This window comes from Nioella sp., from assembly GCF_964229645.1.
In the GTDB taxonomy this organism is placed as follows: Bacteria; Pseudomonadota; Alphaproteobacteria; order Rhodobacterales; family Rhodobacteraceae; genus Nioella.
The window spans coordinates 1-4133 of sequence record NZ_CAXREX010000052.1 but is presented as its reverse complement, the minus strand read 5'-3'; the positions used below and the strand labels follow the sequence as shown (position 1 = coordinate 4133).

Annotated in this window: 4 protein-coding genes and 1 pseudogene; all 5 read right to left on the bottom strand. The window is 65.3% G+C overall.

The window, feature by feature from the left end:
* A pseudogene (gene nadA, locus ACEQXV_RS03460) lies at window positions 1–497 on the bottom strand (quinolinate synthase NadA); the annotation flags it as partial.
* Window positions 498–780: 283 nt separating this feature from the next.
* Complete coding sequence (locus ACEQXV_RS03455; protein WP_370267920.1) at window positions 781–1665, bottom strand: oxaloacetate decarboxylase; 885 nt, start codon at window positions 1663–1665, stop codon at window positions 781–783.
* 4 nt (window positions 1666–1669) lie between these two features.
* Window positions 1670–2944 carry a TRAP transporter large permease gene (locus ACEQXV_RS03450; RefSeq protein WP_222269113.1) on the bottom strand — a complete coding sequence of 425 codons (1275 nt, stop codon included), beginning with the start codon at window positions 2942–2944 and terminating at the stop codon, window positions 1670–1672.
* Window positions 2941–3438, bottom strand: a complete 498-nt coding sequence (locus ACEQXV_RS03445; protein WP_370267918.1) for a TRAP transporter small permease — start codon at window positions 3436–3438, stop codon at window positions 2941–2943. Before ACEQXV_RS03445 ends, ACEQXV_RS03450 begins: the two co-directional genes overlap by 4 nt.
* Before the next feature lie 53 nt (window positions 3439–3491).
* Window positions 3492–4133, bottom strand: a 642-nt coding sequence (gene dctP, locus ACEQXV_RS03440) for a TRAP transporter substrate-binding protein DctP (protein WP_370267916.1), incomplete at its 5' end; no start/stop codon positions are given.

Below are 4133 nucleotides of genomic sequence, written 5' to 3'. Positions count from 1 at the left end.
GCCGCCTTCACCTCGGCCGTGGTGTTCACATAGGTCACCACCGGAGCGCCGGGATATTTGGCGCGCATCTGGGCGATGCCCTCGGCGGTGATGCTTTCGGCCAGGGAACAGCCCGCTTCCATGTCGGGGATCAGCACCGTCTTGGACGGGTTCAGGATCTTCGAGGTCTCGGCCATGAAATGCACGCCGCACTGGACGATCACGTCTGCCTGTACCTTGGTCGCCTCGATCGCCAGCTGAAGGCTGTCGCCGACCACATCCGCGATGCCGTGGTAGATCTCGGGCGTCATGTAGTTATGCGCCAGGATAACCGCGTTGCGTTCCTTTTTCAGCTTGTTGATCGCCGCGACCTAGGGCGCGTAAATCGCCCAGTCTGGGGGCGTCACGACACGGTCCATCCGGGCGAAAATGTCAGCATTTGCCTGGGCGATGTCGGTGGAAGGAGAGAGATCGTAGTGATCGGCGAGTTCGGCGCGCAGCGCGATCTGGTCGAGCAAGTGAGCGGTCCTCAGATGATGTCGAACCACCCCCGGCAGGGCGGTCGGGTTCGCAGCCCCGCTAGGGCCGTCACCTTCGCGTTACATATGGACTGGCGGGGGGGATGACAAGCGCGCAAAGCCGGTCTTTCCGTGGATTTCCGACCAAAAGCGCCGCTTTGCGTGCTGAAAGCGACGCGAATGTCGCGATTGCCTTCCCTTGGGTCAATCTGGCCGGATCATGTCTGCGCTAACAGGTCCGGACCTGCGCGGGGCGGGCCGGAATGCCCGCCTGGGCCCGTGATTACCCGGAATGATCCCGGCGGGACGAGGCATAGCGTTCCGACGCGTCATAGTAGTCGTCAAAGCCGATCCGGCGGCGCAATTCGACGAAATCCATCTGGCCGGGGCGTTCGTCCTGACGCATGTGGCGCAGGGTCGTCACCATCGCCTGCATGGCCGAGGCCATGACCGACAGCGGATAGGCGGCGATCGAAAAGCCGATGTCGTGCAGGGCGGCAATGGGCAGGTCCGGGGTCGCCCCGCCTTCGACGATATTGGCCATCTTGGGGCCGGGCAGGTTGGCGCAGACCTCTCGCATCTCGGACTCGCTTTGCGGGGCTTCGACAAACAGGATATCGGCCCCCAGTTCGGCGAATGTCTCGGCCCGGGCGATGGCCTCGGACAGGCCATGATCGTGGCGGGCATCGGTGCGGGCCAGGATCAGGATGTCGCCGCCGCTTTCGCGCAGTTCCGCCCGCAGGTCGACGGCGGCGCGGATGCGGTCGAAGGCTTCGTCACGGCCGACAACCGCCTTGCCGGGTGTATGGCCGCAGCGCTTCGGGGCCAGCTGATCCTCGATCATGACCGAGGCCGCACCGGCCCGGGCAAAGCCCTGCACCGTCCGCCGCACGTTCATCGCATTGCCATAGCCGGTGTCGCCGTCGCCGATCACGGGGATGTCCACTGCGTCGGCGATGTTGCGCAGCTGGTCGGCGACCTCGCCATAGCTCATCAGGCCCAGGTCCGGGGCGCCGATGCGGCTGGCCGAGGCGGCAAAGCCGGACATGAATGTCAGCTCGTAGCCTTCCTGCGCGATCAGCTTGGCCGAAAGCGCGTCGAAACAGCAGGGCATGATATGGCAGCGGTCCTGCGCAAGAAGATCGCGCAGGCGGGAAGCTTGGGTCATCGGGTCACCATTTGAAGGGGATATAAAGCGCCAGATCCGGCCAGGCGAACAGCACGGCCACACACAGCAGCATGAGAAGAAGGAAGGGCCAGACCCCGCGTGCCACCTGCGACAGCGACACGCGCGCCACCGCCTGGATGACATACAGGTTCAGACCCACGGGCGGGGTGATCAGGGCGCATTCCACCATGATCACCATGAAGATGCCGAACCAGATCGGATCGAAGCCAAGCGCCATGGCCGCAGGAAGCAGCACGGGCGTCATGATCAGGATCATCGACAGCGTTTCAAACACCAGGCCCATGATCAGAAGCACCGCCGAGACCAGCAGGATGAAGGTCAGCGATCCGTCGATATTGGCCGCGATGAAGGCCGAGATATCCTGCGGGATCCGGTACAGCGCGATCGCCTTGCCGAAGACCTTGGCCCCGGCGATGATCAGCAGGATGGCGGCGGTGGTCACGGCGCTGTCGCGCACCGCTTCCCAGAACCCCCGCCAGGTCAGCGACCGCAGTACCAGGCCGGTGATCACCAGGGCGGCGGCAAATCCCACGGCCGAGGCCTCGGTCGGGGTGAAGGCGCCAGAGTAGAGCCCGACCACGATCAGCAGCGCCAGCGCCAGCGACGGCAGCGCGCGAAGCGAGGCCTCGCCGCGTTCCGACCAGCTGGCCTTGGGCATCGGCGTATAGCTGTCGGACACCCGCGCGTAGATCATCGAATAGACCACGAACATGCCGACCAGCAGAAGGCCGGGCCCAATCCCGGCCAGGAACAGCGCGATCACCGATTCCTCGGCCACGAAGCCGAAGACGATCATCGGGATCGACGGCGGGATCAGGATGCCAAGCGTGCCGCCCGCCGCCAGAAGCCCGTAGACAAAGCGCCGGTCATAGCCGCGGCTGACCATTTCCGGGATGGCGACGGTGCCGATGGTGGCCGCCGTCGCAACCGAGGACCCCGAGATCGCCGCAAAAAGCCCGCAGCTGAGGATCGTCGCCACCGCAAGGCCGCCGGGCCAGTGCCCGACCCAGGCCTGCACGGCCCCGAACAGGTCCCGCCCCACGCCGCCCTTGAGCAGAACGTTGGACATCAGAAGGAACAGCGGCACCGCCAGCAGGATGAACCCGTCCAGCGTCGATAGGATCGACTGCGGGGCCATCAGCGGGGAAAATCCGCCGAACACCAGCATGCCAAGGCCCAGCCCGCCAAGGGCAAAGGCGACCGGCACGCCGATCAGAAGAAGCGCGAAGAGGATCGCGAGAATGGCAAGGATGGTCATTCGTGGCTGCTCCCCAGGGATGCGACATGTGTGGTCCGCAGGCGGATCAGTTCGACCAGCGCCTGTGCGGTCAGCAGGGCAAAGCCCACGGGCACCGAAAGCTCGGCCACCCAGGCGGGCAGGTTCAGAAGCGATCCGGTTGTCCGGCCGCGCACGAAACTTTCATGGAAGATCTCCCAGCCCCAGATCGTCACCACCACCGAGAAGACGATGATGACGCAAAGCGACAGCAGCACGCAGATCCGTTGCGCGGCGGGCGGCAGAAGGTTCGTCACCGCGTTCACCGTGATGTGCTGGCGCAGGCTCAGCACCCAGCCCATGGCCAGAAGGCAGCCCCAGATCAGGCAAAGCTGGCTCAGCTCGGCCGCCCAGATCGTGGGTTTCAGGAAGAAATAGCGCGCGATCACCTCGTAGGTCAGCATCGCGCCGGTCGCCGCCAACAGGCACGCGCCGAGGATCCCCGCCATGCGGGACAGTGAGACGATGAATGTCATGGGGCCACCCGTCGGGCGACCCGTCGCCGGGCCGCCCGTTGCTAGAGGTCAGGTTACTGCTGGGCTGCGTCCAGCACCGTCTTGCCGGCTTCCCCGGCCGAGGCCAGGTAGGCGTCGTAGACCGGCTGCGACACGGCTTTCCACTGGGCCAGGTCATCCTCGCTCAGCTCGACCACGGTCATGCCGTTTTCCTTGGCGGCGGCATAGGCTTCGGCCTCGATCTCGGACATGCGGTCACGCACGGTGTCCTGGGCCACGCGGGCGGCATCGCTGATATGGCCGCGGATTTCATCGGACAGGCCGTTCCACCAGTCGGTGTTCACCACGACGACGAATTCGATATCGGCATGGTTGGTCACGGTGATCGTGTCCATCACCTCCCACAGCTTGCGCGACTTCACGCCCGAAACGCCGGTCATGCCCACGTCGACCGTGCCGCGCTGATAGGCCAGGTACTGTTCGGATCCCGAAACCAGCGTCGGTGCGCCCCCGGCGGCGGTGACGAAATCACCCAGGGTCTTGCCGAAGACGCGGACCTTCTTGCCCTTGAGGTCGGCGGGCGTTTTGATCGGGCCGCCCTTGGACAGCATGATCGCGCCGCCATAGGCCTGCCAGAACAGGATCTGCCCGCCGGTCTTGGCGACCTCGGCCTCGATCGTGGTGCGCACGGGCGATCCTTCGGCCACCGCGGCGCG